This is a genomic window from Gammaproteobacteria bacterium (genome assembly GCA_019911805.1).
Taxonomy (GTDB): Bacteria; Pseudomonadota; Gammaproteobacteria; order Thiohalobacterales; family Thiohalobacteraceae; genus JAHJQQ01.
Genome location: JAIOJV010000052.1, coordinates 166,248 through 183,197, shown reverse-complemented (window position 1 = coordinate 183,197; position 16,950 = coordinate 166,248). Strand labels below are relative to the sequence as shown.

Genomic DNA, 16,950 nt, shown 5'->3' with positions numbered 1-16,950 from the left:
CATCAGGCGGCGACGCCCTTGCGCGCAAGAAAGGCCGAAATGCGGTTCACCGAGTCCAGGTTGTCTGGGATCATCTCCTCGTCATTCACCTTGATACCGAATTCATCCTCCAGGAAATAGATGACTTCCAGCATGCCGGTCGAGTCCAGGATATTCTTCTGCAGAAACGAATCGTCGCTCCCCAACATGCCCTGGTCCTCCGTAAACAGGTAATTTTCAAGAATGAAATTTCTCAGCTTGGTTTCAACAGACATGTGTTGCCTCGTTCAGATTGCCTTCATTTCCCATCGCCCAACGATCGGCTCGGTTGATTATATTGTCGGTGTAACCCTCTACATAGAGGTGATGCAGCGCCTGGGTCGATAGGATGCCGATGAATGCCATGTTGTCCTTGGCGCTGCTGGCCCGTCCGGCCCTCACCTTCTTGTACAGGAGGGATACCTTCTGCGCATCAAAACAACCTACCCGGCCGACATAGTCGGGATCGAGCAGATGCTCCACATAGCCAGCCTTGTCCACATCACGGAAACTCTCGGCATCCGGCGCGCGGTAGGGCTGCTTGTGCCGCCTCAGTATAGAGCGTGGAATGCGGTCTGCCATGGCACGCTTCAAGAGATATTTCTCATTCAGGACCTTCATCTTTAACCGCGGATCCAGCCGGTTGGCGAATTCGATCACACGATGGTCCAGATATGGAAAACGGCCTTCGATGGAATTCTGCATCAACATCCGATCGCCTTGCGATGACAGGAGATAGCCCGACATCAAGGTCTTCGACTCGACATACTGGGCACGGTTGAAATAATCCCAGCTACCGATACCTGCAGGCAGAATGCCGGCGACTGCCGCATAAGGATCTTCTCGCAGGCTGTCGTTCATGTCACTCGAATAGAACGTCTTGCACTTGGCTGTGGTGACCCAGCGAGGAAGATGTGAGAAATACGCCAGATCCGGATTATCCAGACCGACCCCGAAGAACGATTGCAGGTACGCTTGCCCCTGTACCTTCGAAAAATCGAGATAGGGATACAAGCGTTTCAGCAGCAACGGTCGCAGCCGCGAGCCCGGATTGGCTGACCAGAAACGCCGGATCTTGGTCTCTTTGAAGATATCATAACCACCCAGAACCTCGTCGGCACCCTCCCCCGTGAGCACGACCTTGTAACCTTGTGAGTGTACGAGGCCCGAGAGGATTCCCATCGGCACCGGGGCCGTCCGCAGAATTGGTGATTCAATATGCCATATGGCGTTCAGAAAACCGGCAGCGACGTCGTCTGGTGTGCAAGTGATCCGGCTGTGTTCTGCCGTCAACCGGTTGGACATCTCGTCCTGATACAGTCGTTCATCGAGATCGCTGCCCGGGAACGTAATCGAAAAGGTTCGCAGTTGTATGTCGGTCATACCAGCAATCAAACTGACCAGTACTGACGAATCCAGGCCGCCAGACAGGTAGGCACCTACCGGCACATCCGAGCGGAGGCGGATCAAGGTCGCATCAAGCAGCAACTCGTGCAGTTGTCCGGCCAACTCCGTTTCGCTTGCGGAGTGATATTCACTCGGTTGGCAGAACGTCCAGTCCCAGTAGCGGTGCTTTCTGCAGCGCCCCTTCTCCACCACCATCATTTCACCCGGTGCGAGTGTTTTGATTCCCTCGAATGCCGTTCTGGGTGGGATTACGGACCAGAAGGTCATGATCTGATCCAGGGCCACCCTATCGATGGCTGGTACACACTCCATACCAGCGAAGATTGATTTCATCTCCGAGGCGAAATACAGGCGGCCATCATGTTCCGTGTAGAACAACGGTAAGATGCCCGGACGATCTCGTACCAGTACCAGACGCTTGTTGGCGATATCCTGCAGGGCAATCGCGAACTGACCGTTGAGGTGTTGTACAAAATCGTCGCCATACTCTTCATACAGGTGGACGATTACTTCGGTATCGGTATGGGTATAGAATCGATGTCCTTTGGATTCCAACAGTTTCCGCAGTTCGATGTAGTTGAATATTTCACCATTGAAGACCACCCATATGGTGCGATCTTCGTTGTGGATCGGTTGATGGCCGCCTGCGAGGTCGATAATGCTCAATCGCGTATGCACCAATCCGAAGCCGTCCCCGCGCAACATCCCATGGTCGTCCGGCCCCCGGTGCTCGAGTAAGGCTGCCATACGCAGCAGGGTCCGCTCCGGGATCGGCGCAGTGGATGACATATTGATGATCCCGGCGATTCCACACATGGTTTCAAGAGAGATATCGTGATGCGATTGATCGGCTGGTCATCAAGCGTGCGGCTGCACAGGAAGCAGGCCAAGGTCCATCAGGACATCCCTGGCTGGTTGGAATCTGAAGTCGGCCAACAACGCTTTGAGCCGCGTCTCGCAACGATCGAGATTGTTGTAATGTCTGAACCTCGAGAACCAGGTGCCGTCCAACCTGGGCTGGTCGACATCGAGCTCCCACGGATGCAGGTAAAATATGAATGGCGCACACCTGCGGTCATTGATCCACTTCAGGCCGGCTCGGGTCAACCAGTAGGGAAAGAGCCGGAAATATCCACCACCACCCAACGGCAGTGTCCCCACGCGCAGGTCGAGTGTCGTCACTGGGAACTCGATCAACTCGGCGCCCTTGGGGGTGATCTTCTTGTGAGGCGCCGGTTCGGCACCGGGGATTCCGTAGCGATCGTGGCGGATCGGGAAAATACTCGAATCGTACACGAAGCCACACTCGTGCAGGATATCCAGTGCCCATAGCGACTTCTTCGTGATGGAGTAACTTGCGGCACGGTAGCCGAGCACGGCTTTCTGAGCCTGGTCTTCGAGCAGATGCTTGGACTCAAGGGTCTCGCGTTTGAACTCGGTTGGATCCTGCTGGTATATCAACCGATGGCTATAGCCATGGCAGGCGATCTCGTGGCCTTGGGCAATGATCTCCCGGACGATTATCGGGTGTCGCGCCGCAACCCAGCCGAGTACGAAGAAGGTGGCCTTGACGCCAGCTTCTGAGAACAGCTCAAGGGTGCGGAACGTGTTTTTTTCGACACGGCTTTCGTGCTTGTCCCAGTCTGAATATTCGATGATATTCGAGAAGGCCGCTACTTGGTAGTAATCTTCGACGTCGACCGTCAGTGCGTTGGCAATCATTTTTTTTGCGCAAGATGCACGTTGGTGGCAGGTCTCACACCCAAACCGTCCTGGATATCATCTGACCACTCTTGACAGGCTTCGTCATCGTCATCCGATACGATGGCGTCCGGACCCCGTCTTTCCTCCAGCAATGATTCCAAACGTTGCAATTTCTCGTCTACAGCGCCCATCCGGGAGGACATATCACCCAACAGGCGCAGTACGAGCGAAAATAGGTCCGCCCATTGTTCATGACCCGCGCTGAAGGCAGGTGCTTTTCCCTCATTTTGTCGGCGCAGCGCAGCGTCGATGGCAGCAGTCACGGATTGCTCACCATGAGACTGCATTGACTTGTGCGGCTTGGTGGCAACGGGTTGCCATTGCAGTTCGCCGATTGCCTCTTGCATGACGGTCTCGTCGACACACTTCACTGAATCCGCGAAGGCGCAGATGAGCGCGGTATCGCATAAGATATTTATCTTGCGCGGGATTCCGCCGGTATACCGATACACTACAGAAAGCACTTCCTTGGCAAAGATATCGCCATCGGTGCAGCCGGCTATTTTCAGCCGATGCACGATATATTCCCAGGTCTCGTCTTGCGACAATGCCCCGACATGGAAACGGAGTCTGATGCGCTGCACCAGCTGCTCCATATCCGGGCGGCTGAGCGTATCATTGAGTTCCGGCTGTCCCACCAGAATGATATTGAGGATCTTCTCTTTTTCCGATTCCAGACCGGAGAGCATGCGGATCTCTTCCAGTACTTTCGGACTGAGGTTTTGTGCCTCGTCCACGATCAGAACAATATGCTTTCCCTGCGAATAGCTCTCCAGAAGATAGGTATTCAGGAGCGATAGCAACTCGACCTTGCCACGGTCCTTCAGGTCCCCCGAATCAAAGTCGAGTTCGACCAGCATAGCCTGCAGGAACTCGACCTCGTCGAGCTGGGTCTGAAAAATACGGATCAGCTTGACGTCACCCTCGACTTCGGACAGAAGCTTATGGATCAACGTCGTCTTGCCAGCACCTATTTCACCGGTGATGACTACGAAGCCATCCCGCCTCCACACGGTATAATCCATGTATGCCTTCGCACGCATGTGCCCGCCACTCAGGTACAGAAAATGTGAGTCTGGCGTGAGCTGGAAGGGCTGCTCTGTCAGGCCGAAGAAATTGAGGTACATCGCAGTTTCTCTGGATCAGCGGAAGGCGCGTGGGTCCGTCCTGCCGTAATAGATCAGGAAAAGGACACGATTCTCGTCATAATCTCCGCCTACCAGGTTGCTGTCACGCGTGTTGAAGATGTAGTCCAAGCGGGCGGTGAGGTTTCGACCCAGCTGGCGTTCGAGGCCCAGCCGGTACTCCGCATCCTTATTGAGCTGAGTGGTATCCAGGTAATCCTCGCGCCGCAAAAGGACATGGGCGTTCAAATACGTCGATTGAGCGATGCCGCGATGATAGAGGAAGCGTGCTGAATAGGTTTCGCGGTCCAATGGGAGAAGTTCATAATCCTCATCACGCAACAGTGCGTGGACCTCCCAGTTGCGCTCCGATGTACCGCGGCGGTAACGGGCTTCAATGCGCCGTTCGAAAAAGATATCCCCACTGACGATCTCGCTGCTGCGATCGAGCTCGAACGGGCGCGCGCCAGCCATGAGGAGATCGGTACCGGCATCGGTGTATTGGCCAGATGCTTCGATATAAAACTGTGTATTGACGCCGACCTGGCGTACCCAGCCGAGCCGCCCCAAGAACCCATCCAGACGCTCTTCATTGTCACGATCGATGCGTGTCGCACCCACGTCCGCAACCAGGGTCGACCGACCTTGGCGCATATCTGCACGAACGAAGTAGTCGATACGCTTGAAATCGTTATTTATTTCTTCAGCGAAATCCGTGTCTGCATACGCCACATTGGCCGATAGATCGAAGCTCGGCCGAAGTGCGCGCACCCAGCCGACAGTGGCGATATTGCGGCTACTGTCGACGTCGGTATCCTCGAAATAATACTCCGCGCGACGGAGTGAGGTTTCCAGGGTCGTCGCCGGTCCGAGTCTGAAGAAAATATCAGGGCCGGTCGCAAAGGCGTTGGTGTTGATGCGGTTGTCAGGGGTCTCTGGCGCTGCGGCACTGAGGGCCGTCTGCGTGAAATAATCCTCAAGACGCCAATGGAACTGCCCAGGCAGGGGCCGCCATTCGAGATCTGTGCGTAACGAGCCCAGGGTCTCATCGTCGAACACGTTGTTCAAATAATTGGCGTAATCAAAAAGTGCCCGAACATCAGCGTCAAAGGCAGCGGAGGTATGCTCCAGCGAAAATGCGAGGAGCAGCGAGAGGCCGATTTCGTCCTCTTCGGCATTTTCCGTGAGCGCCATGTTGTCGCTGTATTCCGCTTCAAAGCCGATGGCATAATCGCTTCGGAACGCCTGTGAAACAGGAGTATGTATGACGCACACTACGGTAATAACCAGGCGGGTTACGGTACGCAACAGTGCGGCGACTGGTGCTGGCCGCAGGGCATTACACTCTTGATCGCTACACATCACCACCACACCCTCGGCAACTCGGGCTTGTCATTGAAAACGATACCTAAAAATTTCTCCTTGCCAATCGCTTTTGCCGACTGAATGATATGCTTTGTCGTTGTCCTCCCGAACGGCACAACCAGCACGACATGGTCACAGACGTCCGCAAGAATACGGGCATCAGCAGCGTGCATAATCGGTGGTGCATCTACGATGATGTACCGTTCTGGATAGCGCTGCTCCAACTCTTCCATCAGCTCTCTTAGCCTGATGGATGTAAAGAATTCCCGCATTCCCTCCATATCGTTACCTGCGGGAATGATGCGTAACCGCGCGATACCTGTTCTGTGAATGATGTCCTCAGCGCTGAGCTCGGGGTTCTTGAGAAATTCGCGCAGCCCGGGCCTGTCCTCGCCCAATGCCAAATGACTGGCAGAGGGGCCTCTCAGGTTGCAGTCGACAATCAGCGCTGTCTTGCCTTCATCCAGCGCTATGGCAGCAGCCAGATTCCTGGCAACGAAAGTGTTGCCTGCCCGCTGGGTCGTGGACGTGACCATCACGATTCGTTTGCCTTCATCGAGACGCTGCAGAATTGAGGTGCGCAGTTCGCGAATGGCATTCAGGACCAGACCATCAGACATCGCGCCACTGATGGTGCGCAGGGCAACAAGTTCGGTCGGCGACCGATAGCTCTGTTCCCCCATGAGTGTGATTTCTGCGGCACCGCCCCCAGCATTCGGCAGTGTTTCTGTATTAGCCTTCAAAGCGCGCCCCGAAATGGCGGGAGACGGTGTTTTCCGCGGCGGCAGCAATTCCTGGCCAGCGCGGATTTTGTCTAATGCTTCTTGTATTTTACTCATTGCATCATCCCTGTCCGCTGACCCGCTGTATCACGATGACTGCCATCACCGCAATTCCGCCCAGCAGCAGCAAGGACAGCAGCAGCGAACTGGCTACTTCGCGCTTTCCCTCAATCGGCACCAGCATATGCGGTAGCACACCCAGTACCGGCAACCCCAGTTCCTCCACGATGCGCTCCTCCGAGCGGATACGTGGATCCAGTTTCCGCAAGGCCACTACTACCCCTATCGGGAGTAACAGCGCCAGAATCGGCCCACCTATGGCAAAATGAACGAATTGCAGCCCGCTCGGCTTATGCGGTACGTAAGGAGGCTCGTCTATGCGCATCGTCAGGCCCTTCTGCTCACGGTCCAGATTCATCGACACGCGGGCAGATTCTCGCCGGCGGGTGAGATCCGCGTAGATCTCCCGGTTGACTTCGTAATCGCGGGTCAATTCCGCCAGCCGGGCCTCGTAATCCTGAACCCGTTTGCCAAGCTCCATCTGTTCTTCCAGCGACCGTTTGGTGTTCTCATACCTGGATGTCAGTGTTTCGATCAGGGTATTGGTCTGATAGAGCGTTCGTTGCAGTTCCTGATAGACGGGATTCGCCAGAACACGCTCATCAATTACTGTGGAAGATGTTCCCTGGCCCCTCGTGCCTTGGGTATTACCCTCACGCGCGATGGCTGAGCGCAGATCTTGTATCTGAGCCTTCAGGTGGATGATGTCCGGATAGGTCTCGTGATAGCTCAGCCGCAAGGTATCGAGCTGAGACTGCAATTCGGCAATACGGGTCTTATTCTGCTCCGCGCGGGAGAAGTTGGTGGCCATTTCCGCCTCCCCGGAGAGCTGTCTCACCAGCGATGCCCGGCGGATACGTGCTTCGCTCAGGTCTTGAGATATCTGTTCCAGCTGGGCGGACAGTGCAGCATTTCTCTGGCCGATCTCCCCAATGATACCCGGCCTGGCTTCCAGATTTTCGGCCCGGAAATTCTTCAATTCCTCCTCCGACTGGAGCAGCTTTTGTTTATATGCCTGTGCCTGGCTTTCGATGAACTCGAAGGCCCCTTCGCTCTCTCTGGCCTTGTCCGCAAGGCTCTCGGCGATAAAGAAATTGGCAAGATATTTGGTTATCGCATAGGCAAGTTCGGGGTCACTGTCTCGATACTCGATCGTAATGAGGTTGGGGCGTCCGGTTACGGTGGTGCGTTGCCGGATACCTTCCATCATCCGTTCCAGATCGGCGGGATTTTTTGCCTGGGTATCCAGTCCCGTCTTCTCCAGGACTTTGAGAAGAATCTTGCGCCCATCAATGATTTCACGCGCGATCCTCGACCGGTCCAATACCTCCGTCTGCACCGCTGCGCCCTGCATCAGTGGCCCCATGATGTTCTGTTCCTGGACGTAGATGGAGGTCGACGAGGTGTATATCTTGGGCCAGTTCATGCCGACATACAGCGCGACCAACATCAACGACACGAAGCTGACGACTACGAACGCCCGATGGCGCGCAGTCTCGATCAGGGTGAAACGGATAAAACTTTCAAGCGGTGTCGCCACGCGATTAGCCTCAGCTGCCGATTCTGGATGTCAAAACAGGCGCTCGGGAACCGTAATGATGTCACCCGGCTGCAATGTATAATTGGTCGCCAGCTTGCCCTCCTGCAGGATACCGCCGAGATCGATCGGATAGACCTTCGTCTCGTTGCCGATCTTCCTGTACAGCTTGGCCCGACTGGGCGCCGCAAACTCGTTGATGCCACCGGCCTGCAATACGGCGTCCAGAACCGTCATCCCCTGCCGGTGGGCGATCGATGTCGGCGTCTGTACAGCGCCCGTCACGCGGATACGCGAGATATATTCGTGGGTCCGTAATTCAGTGATGATCACCGTAACGTTGGGGTCACGTACGTACTGAGACAGGCGTTCACGCACCTCTGTGGCGACCGCCGACGGCGTCCGGCCACCCGCCTGCACATCGCCGATCAGCGGCAACGAGATCATGCCGTCCGGCCGCACCGGCATGCTCATCGACAACTCGGGATTGCGCCAGACATTGACCTGTACTTCATCATCGACACCGATGAAATATTCCGACGCCTGAGCGCCCCCCTCGCCGGTCTGTGCCGGGCCTTCTGTGGGGGGCAGCGGGACGGTAGTGCACCCCGCCAGCGTCCAGAGCATCAGCATGAGCCACAAGCCACGTATGCGCATATCGTTCCCCTGCTGTGTAGCACCGTTCATTATGGACTAGCCAGTGGTAATAAAATGGCTAGCAAGATTCCACGACAACCATACGCCGCCACCCTGCCGGGACGGCGCGTGTTCGGATCGGGCATCGAGAATCAATGATAAACACTTGATATTGAATATTTAGTACGCCAGGTACGGCGCTGGTATAGGACAAATTGTCGTGCTACCCGTACGCAATGGTGGCGCCGTTCCCCGTGCTCCTAATGAGCACCCCTTCTCAATAATACGACCTCGGCCGTCTGAAATAATATCAGTAAGTCCAAGAATATACTGTAGTTTTTTACATAATAGAGGTCGTATTGGAGTTTCTTGACTGCATCGTCCTGGCTGGCGCCATAAGGGTAACGGATCTGCGCCCATCCAGTCAGTCCGGGTTTCACGCGATGGCGCTCGCTGTAGTAGGGGATATTGTTGCGCAATTCCCGGGTAAACTCCGGGCGTTCCGGACGGGGGCCGACGAAACTCATCTCCCCCTTCAGGACGTTGTAGAGCTGGGGGAGCTCATCCAGCCGGGTGCGGCGAATGAACGAACCGACAACCGTGATACGCGCATCATTCGCGCTCGCCCAGCGCGGACCATCCGATTCCGCATCGACGCGCATGCTGCGGAATTTGACTATTTGAAACAACTGACCATGCTCACCGACCCGCGTCTGGCGATAGAGAATCGGACCGCGTCCACCGCTTTCCAGGAATACCGCCAAGCCGGTCATGAGCATCAACGGCAGCGCGATGGGCAGCATGAGCAATACAATGCTGATATCGAAAATCCGCTTACTCACCTTGCGCAGGGCGTTCAGACGAAAGCCGTCTGAGAGAAATAGCCAACTCGGCTGCAGGATATCGAGGCGCACCTTACCTGTTTCACGCTCGAAAAATGTGAGGAGATCAACGACGCTTATGCCACTCATTTTGCAATCCAGAATGTCGCGTACTGGCAGCGCCTTCCGGCGATCATCCACCGCGAGCACGATCTGATCCACGTCAGCCTTGCTTATCATATCGACCAATGACTGGTCGTCGGACAGAATATCGCCCTTGCGCGGTGCCCCCGTTTCGGTGGTGAGTCGTACGAAGCCAACGACATTCAGTCCATTCAGCTCACCGCCCTCAACTGCTTTGCGGATGAGGTTGGCCCGTGAACCGGTGCCGAGGACCAGAACACGCGACTTGAAGCGCTCCTGATCAGCGAGCCGATCAAAGGCCAGTCGTGTGATGACAATGAGAATGAAACTGAGGATCACGGCGAGACCCAGCGCACCGCGCCCGAGAAAGAACAAGGGGGCGAAATAGTACAGAAACGCCAGCGGCAACATACCGAGCACAAGGGCGCTTGCAACTTGGACCACCATGGCGACGAAACTCTGGTTGGTGCCACGCTTGTAGGCTCCCATGGCGATCAGCGAACTCAGCATCACAAGAGAAAACAGAAACGCCTTTGGCAACAGGGGGCCGACATACGTCTTGCCTGCCGAGACCAGGAACCGAAGCTCCACTCCACCATAAAATGCCAGCATGAACATGGCCATTTCCAGGAGCCCGAGAATGACGAAGCCCGTGGGGATGTGGTGCTGGGCAAACTGGACCGTGCGGCCGAGGCGGTGCGATGAATACACCGTCGTTGGCTCTTCGCCGCTCATATGTGCGATATTATTGATTTTACTCATGATTATATTCCAGATCGTTCTTGTCTGCCTGACAACCGGTGCAGGTAGTATTTCGACTTACTGTAGTACCTTTTAGCGTGAAATTGATATGGCTTGGATCAGCAATGCACTGTAAGCATCGGCTTACATTTAAGTATATCAAAAACAATATGTTAGGGAATCAGCCGGAGCGCTTGCCGGTTAATCTCCTGAATATGGGTCACCGCCGCGCTGAACTGTTCTTTCTCACCGACTGCAAGGTCGAATTCAACGATTTCCGCCAGGCCTCTCCGGCCAAGGACAACCGGAACCCCCGCAATGACGTCCTTCACGCCGTACTCTCCCTGAAGATAGACTGAGCAAGGCATAGCGGCCTGTTCATTGTCGCCAATCGCCTTCGCCATTCTGCAGATGGCCGCGCCGGGTGCGAAATAGGCACTGCCTTCCTGTAAATGGGTCAGTATTTCTGTCCCGGCATTCCGTGTCCGTGTGCATACCCGATCGAGTTGCGGCATCGATATCCGTTCCGCCAGAGGCACTCCCCCTACCCGCGTCTGGCTTACCACAGGCACGAGATAATCGCCGTGATCACCAATCACCCAGGATGTCACGTCCCTCACCGGGATGGCGAGCTCGCTGGCGATGAAATAGGCGAAACGCGCATTGTCCAGCATCCCTGCCATCCCGATGATACGCTCTCGTGGCAGGCCACTTGCCTTGTACGCAAGGTATGTCATCGTATTGATCGGATTAGTTACGATGATGACAATGGCATCCGGCGACCACCGCAACGCCTCTGGGACGACGGCCATCACGACCTTCCCATTCGCCGCAAGCAGATCATGGCGGGTCATGCCGGGCCGGCGCGCCAGACCCGCTGTAACCACGATCACATCCGAGTTCGCGCTTTGCGCCAGGTCCTCGGTCCCCAGAATCGTGGCATCCCCAGCGGTGATTGCGAGAGATTGCCCGATGTCCAGCGCCTTTCCTCGGGCGAGTCCTGGTTTAGTATCTGCCAGCACAACATCGCCGAGGCCCGCGGCCGCCGCCAGGAAAGCAGCCTGGCCACCGACTTGGCCGGCACCTATTATCGAGATTTTCATACCTCCCCGCCCCTACGGTCGACATTCGCTTACTTTAGCGCTATTGCCATACTGATAGCGTTCGCGACCGTCATTAAATGACACCTGCGACAATTTCCCACCATACACATCATTATCCGAAATGGTGTCGCTCTCGACATATCGTTTTAAGCGATATGCCACTTCCCCCAACCCTCCATCCGGCATTCAGAGCCCCCTGAGGCGACAGTCATTCTGGGATTGCGGGGTTTGTCGAAGTGGTGTATGTTCCGCCGTGACAGGGAAGGTTGGTTGCGCAAGACAGGAAGTCCGCGTGTTTTCTGCAAACCATCTGACAAGATGTCTTTGGGGTTTGCAGAATGTTTTGACCGCATCCCGTAAGACCTCGTACGCAGGATCGCGTGCGAGGTCTTGTCACCCTTCTGCTCCTGCGTTTTGACTACCTTCCAGGCTTGTACCTCGTCATGCTGATCGTGACGCACCGTGGCTTTTCATGAATCACAGATAAGATCCGTTTCCCGATCTTAGCCGCCATGGATCACGGAGGGACGGGTTATGCCTAATTCCAGAGTTGCTGTTGTCGTCGTCAGTCGTATGGCCCAAGGATGTGTCGAAAGGCCAAGAGCACTGATCAGATAGAGCGAAAATTCTTAAACGCCAGCGCCCCGACCTGCCCGTACGGTCACCTGCAACTCATGGTACCGCAGATCAATGAAAGTCTGGGTCATGCCAATCTTTCGCGTGTTTGCTCTGCAGATTGTCCACCATGCCGCGCAATGACGTATGCGGCAACCAAAACCGTTTCCGGACCAAATCCAGCAATCGACCAATGAAGGAATTCATGCGGGAAGTATGATTCTGCAAGGCGACGGCAAGTGCGATCCGCTCCGGTTCGGGTATTGCGCGAACTGCCGGATGCGACTGAGTCAACAAATAGGCCACGAAATCATCTTGCTGGTAGATCGAAAGCAAGATGCAGAGTCTGATCAGATCGGCACTGGATAAAATGCGCCTGCGATCATTGAGCAATTTTTCATTATAGTAGATGGCATCGCCATGCATAATCTGACCCCCGAAGGGCGTCTTGAGGCTCTCTTGACTGACCTTTCTGCGCCAATAGGTGCGCCTCAGCCCCAGTAGTGCGAAACCACGACTGCGCATATACAGATCGATATCGGAAAATAACGGCTGACCTTGGTACTGCTCATTGAATTCCACTTCCAGTTCGACGAGCTTCACGTCCTCCAGTGACGCACCCGCCCCTTTCAGGATATTCAGTTCATACCCTTGGGTGTCTATTTTTATAACATCGGGGCGGAGTTTATATTGCTCACAAACATCTTGCAGGCGGTTGATGGAGACTTGGAGGGTACTTTCAACCTCCATGCTCTCCCCGAAATGGAATTGGCGGACCAACTCCATATTCGGCTGATATAGGCTGGAGCAGCCGGGGTCCTTACAAACATATAGCGGTACAGCGTTCTGAGTGTCATCACCCAAGGCGTAAGGTAGACATTCCAGCTGATAGGGCAGAGATTGCGCACTTGCATTGATGCGCGCGCATTCCTTTGGATCGGGTTCGAAGGCATACACCCTCAGAATTGATGCGATACCACCCCATCTTGGGTGAATCCCGTAACGTGCACCAATATCAAACAGGGTGATTTTTTCACCATCAAGATATGACGTTATTTTTTCGAGGCTATTATTGTTCACACAAACCTTAAGTATATGGTTGAGGAAAAGGGTGGACAAGGAAATCCAGGCCCTCGGTATTCTCGCGAATTGGCTGGGCAAATACTATTCTTTTCTCTTATCTCCACTAGCTCGCCGCGTCTGGCGGTACTACTACGGAGGGGCCAGGCGTTATCAATCAAAAGTGCATTGAGCGCTAGTATGACGAAGCAGGCTTTTGCAATTCCCACGCCGAACCAAACGTCGTCGCCAGGCCGAGGTGCGTTCGCTGCCGACGCAGGCCCCGACTGTACTAGGACAACGCAGCTCAATGGACTTCGTGCATAATGTTCCGCCCGACGGTCACCACATCCACCTGCTCACGACAGTAGACGACTACAACCACGAGAGCCTGACGATCGAGATAGCGACGTCGTCGAGGCCGGCCGGCAGGGTTACAGCACGTGCGACCGCAACGGTCGCTGGGACAACGCACCCTCGCCGAAGTACTCGAACAGCATGACAACTACCCCCGACTCTGATTGGGAGTACGCTAGTTGGCGGGAGAAAGGTCTGGGGTAAGGTCTGGCTGAATTGGCTGGCACACAACGGCCGTGCCCGAGACAATCAGCTACGCTTGGTTGAAGTGACAGGGTGCCGGACACCGTTTGGTGATCGCAATCATGAGAGGCTGAGTAGCGAGGTTGGCTCTTCCCCCCTTCTGCTGAAAGTTGATCAGAGCACTGCAGAAGGGTATGGAATGGTGCGATCAGCTTTATAAGTTCTGCGCCGCAACAGTGGTGTGGTCCTCCGGGGCACCACGTGTATCAGGAGGTATGGCGCCTGCTACGTCCCACCCCCCAAAGAGCCACTAGGCCAGAACCCAGCAGCCATGCGGCAGCTGGAACGGGAACGGCCGCGACATCGCCGTCAAGGACCGCCCAGACGAATTTATACCCATTCGTAGCCCCCGTACCCATCTGCCCGAAAGTGGCGTCAAGATCGAATGCGCGCTGCTGGTCAGGACGGGTATCGTGCACACTGGTCCAGTAGCGGCCCGCGATCAGGTTATCGAAGGGGCCGGTGTTCTGCAGGCCCCAAGTATCACCGACACTCTGATTGCAGGAATCACTGTCAGAACCGACAGGGTTATCGGTCGAACATAGCCCGAGATTGCCCAAACCCACGTAGTACAGGTGCGACAGTTCATTGCTGGTCGAGGTATTGTTGAAGCCCTTGTCCGTACTGCCGTCGTAGGAAACATCGTATTGAAAATATGAACCGTTAACCGGCGTCACCGTCGGCATGCGCCAGTTATTGAAGCCCTTGTAACCTGCATGATTCATAGCCTCAATCCACTTGAAGGCCGTATCCCAGGTCATCGCGCCCGGATTGCCTGCATCATCCACTCGGATACCTGGAGTGCCGAAAGTGGCGGAGGCAGCCAACCGGGCGTCCTGGAGCCAGGTGATGTCCAGCACATCGTCGTAGATAAGTCCGTTACCGCGATCGATCAGAGATGCCTCAGCCACCGTGACCCCACACGCGAGCACCACGGCCGTCGCGCAGCCAATCAACTTATCCATGCATCACCTCCCAAACCTGAACCATCTGTGCTGCCGACGACCGGCAATGCGTGCCAGGCAAATATCGACATACCCTATGAGCTATATTAGCAATTACCGTGCCACCATAATTATGTAAGGGGCATTTACTGTGAAAAATCAAAATGTAAGATGTGGATTCCCCACCATAAAATTAGCCTAATTGAGGATGGAAGTGTAAATTTATCCAACACATCCTGTGTTGGAGGCTACGGAGAACCGGTAATTTATACTTATCAATCAACATGATAATCTAGCCAATTAGCTTGTAAGGCATTCTTACACGTGTTCAATTTGTCGACAAACAGGACTTATCTCGTCTATTCCTACCGGTATTTACTAGAGATGGAGCGCTTGTGTGCGGTTCATCATAGCATCTGGATGGGCTCTGCTTAATCATTGTGCAAATCAATTCAACCAGGATTCGACCAAGCAGTTCGGGGCCCGGTAAATTATGCGTAATAACGGGATCATGAGAGCCCGTCCACACTTCGAGCGAAAACAATTCGTATTTGGGCAATCGATCACAGCCTATTGCTCAGCCTGAGGCAACACTGCACGCTAACCCGATGGGCATGCCACGATAACGGACCGGAGCAGCTATATCGGGTCGAATTCATTAGTTTTATAGCAAATGGGAAGTGAGCGGGGTCTATGATGCGTAACTATTCAGTACTGTTTGCCGTGGCAATCGGAATTCTTGCCTTCAACGTCCAAGCCAAGGAATTGTATGTGAACGGCGCAACAGGTAATGATAGCGTTAGCTATTCCAACAATAGCGCAGCGTCGCCCTGGAGAACACTGGGTCGTGCGATGTGGGGGAGTACTTCTATTGCCTCCCAAAACGCATCAGAAGCTGCCCGTGCCGGTGATAACGTGAATGTTGCTGCAGGTACTTATGGTACTAGCGCGGCGACGAATTCCCGCTTGAATCCAATCTATAACCCCACGAACAACGGCACAGCAAATGCACCAATCACGATCCGCGCAAACGGCGACGTGTATCTGACCGCCTCGACCGGTGCTCAGCCGATCATCGGCGCGCTCAGCCGCTCATATATTGTCTGGGATGGGTTCATTCTGAACGAGACAAGCATCTCCACCACCGCGGATACGGGGCCCGTGACCGTGTGGGATTCACATCATATCACCATTAAGAATGCCCGCATCATCGGCCGCGTCATTAACTGGAATGACAATCACGTTGGTATCCGCGTCGAACGGGCGAGCAACATCATACTGGCGAACAACGTCATATCCGGCTTCACCGATACCGGTATGAATGCTGCTTGCATCATGACCTATGACGTCGCGAACTCAATATTCGAGCACAATGAGTGTTTCAATGCGATAACCGGTATTTTCATCAAGGGTGACCACCCGGGTGACAATCTCCCTCAGCATGGGATCACTTTGCGCAACAACTATATCCATAATGTCTCTAACGCGATCCAGTTCGGTGGCATCGGCAGCGCTGCTAACCTGTCGATGTCGTATGTCTACCGAAACCTGATCGTCGATGCAACATTCGGCGGCGTGATCTTCATCGGCTATGATAGCGTTTCACCCGCCAAGGTGACCGTTGCCAACAATACATTCCATCGGGTCGGCCTCTCGGGGGGTAATGAAGGTGCCGCCATTCTTTTGCGGCCAGGATACAATGGCTATCGCGACTTGACCTTCCGGAACAATCTTGTGACCAATAGTTCTGCCGGCGTCGCAGCTTGGGATACCGCTTTCAATGCCAACATCAGCGCGACGACATTTTCACACAACAACTACTATTCAAATACTGCAGGTGCTTATATCGCATACCGCACGTATTCACTCAGCGGATGGCAAAGCACTTTCAATAAAGACACGGTGGCTACATCTGCTCTGAACCCTCAGTACGTCAGTTCCACAGATTTTCGCCTGTCCAGTGGCTCGCCACTCCGCAGCATGGGTATCGACATCCTGGATTTGAATGGTAATGGTTCCACTTCGGATGCCATCCCCATCGGGGCTTACGTCACAGGCAACGAAGTTATTGGCCCAACGTCGACGGTTACCAATGCCTTCGCCGCACCGAGTCCACCGACCGATATCGAGATTGTGCGTTGACAGACGTAGGATATTTGGTCAGAAACGGGTCGCATCCCATTGGGGTTCGGCCCGATTCATTAACTGGTTATGGGCTGTCTGACCGAAG

Annotated in this window: 13 protein-coding genes; 1 reads left to right on the top strand and 12 read right to left on the bottom strand. The window is 54.6% G+C overall.

Going from position 1 to position 16,950, the window contains the following annotated elements; all coding sequences use genetic code 11:
• Positions 1-2 precede the first annotated feature (2 nt).
• From K8I04_06145 to K8I04_06090, 12 genes are all read right to left on the bottom strand, one after another.
• Positions 3-254, bottom strand: coding sequence for an acyl carrier protein (locus K8I04_06145; protein ID MBZ0071290.1), 252 nt, complete (start codon positions 252-254; stop codon positions 3-5).
• Positions 244-2,241: an asparagine synthase (glutamine-hydrolyzing) gene (gene asnB, locus K8I04_06140; GenBank protein MBZ0071289.1), complete on the bottom strand. Its 1,998-nt coding sequence runs from the start codon at positions 2,239-2,241 to the stop codon at positions 244-246. Before asnB ends, K8I04_06145 begins: the two co-directional genes overlap by 11 nt.
• Positions 2,242-2,283: 42 nt before the next feature.
• The gene (locus K8I04_06135; GenBank protein ID MBZ0071288.1) at positions 2,284-3,147 is read right to left on the bottom strand and encodes a DUF3473 domain-containing protein; all 864 of its coding nucleotides are present in this window, start codon (positions 3,145-3,147) and stop codon (positions 2,284-2,286) included.
• The gene (locus tag K8I04_06130; protein ID MBZ0071287.1) at positions 3,144-4,316 is read right to left on the bottom strand and encodes an AAA family ATPase; all 1,173 of its coding nucleotides are present in this window, start codon (positions 4,314-4,316) and stop codon (positions 3,144-3,146) included. Before K8I04_06130 ends, K8I04_06135 begins: the two co-directional genes overlap by 4 nt.
• A gap of 15 nt (positions 4,317-4,331) precedes the next feature.
• A complete protein-coding gene (locus K8I04_06125) occupies positions 4,332-5,621 on the bottom strand; it encodes a hypothetical protein (protein ID MBZ0071286.1) in 1,290 nt (429 codons plus the stop codon).
• Between the two features lie 53 nt (positions 5,622-5,674).
• Entirely contained in the window at positions 5,675-6,517 is an 843-nt protein-coding gene (locus tag K8I04_06120) for an AAA family ATPase (protein ID MBZ0071285.1), read from the bottom strand.
• Positions 6,518-6,521: 4 nt separating this feature from the next.
• Positions 6,522-8,060 carry a hypothetical protein gene (locus K8I04_06115; protein MBZ0071284.1) on the bottom strand — a complete coding sequence of 513 codons (1,539 nt, stop codon included), beginning with the start codon at positions 8,058-8,060 and terminating at the stop codon, positions 6,522-6,524.
• 30 nt (positions 8,061-8,090) lie between these two features.
• Complete coding sequence (locus tag K8I04_06110) at positions 8,091-8,690, bottom strand: polysaccharide biosynthesis/export family protein (protein ID MBZ0071283.1); 600 nt, start codon at positions 8,688-8,690, stop codon at positions 8,091-8,093.
• A 263-nt stretch (positions 8,691-8,953) separates the two neighbouring features.
• Complete coding sequence (locus K8I04_06105; GenBank protein MBZ0071282.1) at positions 8,954-10,318, bottom strand: TIGR03013 family PEP-CTERM/XrtA system glycosyltransferase; 1,365 nt, start codon at positions 10,316-10,318, stop codon at positions 8,954-8,956.
• A 254-nt stretch (positions 10,319-10,572) separates the two neighbouring features.
• Positions 10,573-11,502, bottom strand: a complete 930-nt coding sequence (locus K8I04_06100) for a malate dehydrogenase (GenBank protein ID MBZ0071281.1) — start codon at positions 11,500-11,502, stop codon at positions 10,573-10,575.
• 687 nt (positions 11,503-12,189) lie between these two features.
• Positions 12,190-13,236, bottom strand: coding sequence for an FkbM family methyltransferase (locus tag K8I04_06095; GenBank protein MBZ0071280.1), 1,047 nt, complete (start codon positions 13,234-13,236; stop codon positions 12,190-12,192).
• A 746-nt stretch (positions 13,237-13,982) separates the two neighbouring features.
• Complete coding sequence (locus K8I04_06090) at positions 13,983-14,741, bottom strand: DUF1566 domain-containing protein (GenBank protein MBZ0071279.1); 759 nt, start codon at positions 14,739-14,741, stop codon at positions 13,983-13,985.
• A gap of 672 nt (positions 14,742-15,413) precedes the next feature.
• Here K8I04_06090 and K8I04_06085 point away from each other — a divergent pair.
• Positions 15,414-16,862 carry a hypothetical protein gene (locus K8I04_06085; protein ID MBZ0071278.1) on the top strand — a complete coding sequence of 483 codons (1,449 nt, stop codon included), beginning with the start codon at positions 15,414-15,416 and terminating at the stop codon, positions 16,860-16,862.
• Positions 16,863-16,950 lie beyond the last annotated feature (88 nt).

Excerpts from the sequence above, each read along its gene's own strand:
- K8I04_06145 (MBZ0071290.1), bottom strand. The coding sequence starts at position 254 with ATGTCTGTTGAAACCAAGCTGAGAAATTTCATTCTTGAAAATTACCTG.
- asnB (MBZ0071289.1), bottom strand. The coding sequence starts at position 2,241 with ATGTGTGGAATCGCCGGGATCATCAATATGTCATCCACTGCGCCGATC.
- K8I04_06135 (MBZ0071288.1), bottom strand. The coding sequence starts at position 3,147 with ATGATTGCCAACGCACTGACGGTCGACGTCGAAGATTACTACCAAGTA.
- K8I04_06130 (MBZ0071287.1), bottom strand. The coding sequence starts at position 4,316 with ATGTACCTCAATTTCTTCGGCCTGACAGAGCAGCCCTTCCAGCTCACG.
- K8I04_06120 (MBZ0071285.1), bottom strand. The coding sequence starts at position 6,517 with ATGAGTAAAATACAAGAAGCATTAGACAAAATCCGCGCTGGCCAGGAA.
- K8I04_06110 (MBZ0071283.1), bottom strand. The coding sequence starts at position 8,690 with ATGCTGATGCTCTGGACGCTGGCGGGGTGCACTACCGTCCCGCTGCCC.
- K8I04_06100 (MBZ0071281.1), bottom strand. The coding sequence starts at position 11,502 with ATGAAAATCTCGATAATAGGTGCCGGCCAAGTCGGTGGCCAGGCTGCT.
- K8I04_06090 (MBZ0071279.1), bottom strand. The coding sequence starts at position 14,741 with ATGGATAAGTTGATTGGCTGCGCGACGGCCGTGGTGCTCGCGTGTGGG.
- K8I04_06085 (MBZ0071278.1), top strand. The coding sequence starts at position 15,414 with ATGATGCGTAACTATTCAGTACTGTTTGCCGTGGCAATCGGAATTCTT.